Annotated in this window: 1 protein-coding gene; it reads right to left on the reverse strand. The window is 45.2% G+C overall.

Going from position 1 to position 1,450, the window contains the following annotated elements; translation table 11 throughout:
- Positions 1–1,450 (reverse strand): assimilatory sulfite reductase (NADPH) flavoprotein subunit (locus R8N46_RS24685; protein WP_318189707.1); only part of this gene is annotated, 1,450 nt, incomplete at both ends.

Consider the following 1,450-nt stretch of genomic DNA (forward strand, 5'->3'; position numbering starts at 1 on the left):
CCCGACTTAATGTATTTTTGCCATTCAACTTGGTACAAGAAATCTTGTGTGAACGTGCGATCACCAAAGAACAACCAGTTTTTACCTTCAGCATCGCGGTTTTCACGCTCTTGAATAAAGCTGCGGAATGGCGCAATACCAGTGCCCGGCCCAACCATGATGATCGGTGTATTATCATCTTCTGGCAGTTTGAAGTTATTGTTGTGCTCAACAAATACTTTTACGTCACCGCCTTCTTCTAGACGTTGAGCTAAGAAGCTCGATGCGCCACCGTAACGTTTTTCATCGTTGTGGTCATATTCAACCAACCCGACGGTAAGGTGTACTTCTTCATCCACTTCAGCTTGGCTAGAAGCAATAGAGTAAAGACGAGGCGTCAAACGGCGCAACAAACCAACCAACTCACCCGCGGTCAGTTTGGTTTTCTTCTCTGCGAATACATCAACAATTTGAGTGTTGGCTGAGTACTCACGAAGCTTGTCTTTATCTTCCACCAGCTTTTGTAGTTTCTTGCTGCCAGATAACTCGGCAAACTTAGTCACTAGCTGTGGGTTAGATGTCGTGATCTCGAACTTACTCACTAAAGCACTGTGAATAGATAAGCTTTCGCCATCAACGTCAACTGTTTCAACACCAGACAAACCAACTTTACCTAGAATTTCATTAGCAAGCTCAGAGCTGTTTTCGTACCACACACCCAAAGCATCACCTGGTTGATATGTCAGACCCGAACCATCTAGATCGACTTCAATATGGCGAACATCTTTACCCGAGTCTCGACCCGTGATCTTTTGGCTGGTGAGTAACGTCGCTGTGTATGGATTTTGTTTGTTGTACTGAGAATGTGAAGCTGCCGCTTGTCCTACAGGAAGTTGAACAATTTCCGCTTCATTGCCAGAAGATAGTGTCTCTTTAACTTTACCTAGCGCATTCTTGCGCCATTCTTCCGCTGCCGCTTCGTAATCAACATCGCAGTCAATACGGTCAATAAAAGACGTCGCGCCCAGTTTTGCTAAATACGTGTCAAAGTCTTTACCAGTTTGGCAGAAGAACTCATAACTAGAATCACCCAATGCAATCACACCATATTGAAGGTTTGATAGCTTAGGTGCTTTCTTAGATTGTAAGAACTCGTGCAACTCAATGGCATTGTCTGGCGCTTCACCTTCACCATTGGTAGAAGCAACAATGATGACGTGCGTTTCTTTGGCTAAGTTTTTGCCTTTGTAGTCGCTTGCATCAAACAACTCTACTGCAATTCCTTCTGCCTTTGCTTCTTGTTCCAACGCTTCAGCAACACCTTTTGCGTTACCGGTTTGAGAAGCAAAAATGATGGTCAACTTACCGGCAGGCTTTGCTGATACTGCGGCAGCTGCTTGGGCGATTGGTGTTGCCGCCGCACTTGGTTGATGTTGAGCTAAACCCCAAAAGTACCCACTGACCCAAGCAA

The organism is Vibrio sp. 1874 (assembly GCF_033344395.1).
In the GTDB taxonomy this organism is placed as follows: Bacteria; Pseudomonadota; Gammaproteobacteria; order Enterobacterales; family Vibrionaceae; genus Vibrio; species Vibrio alginolyticus.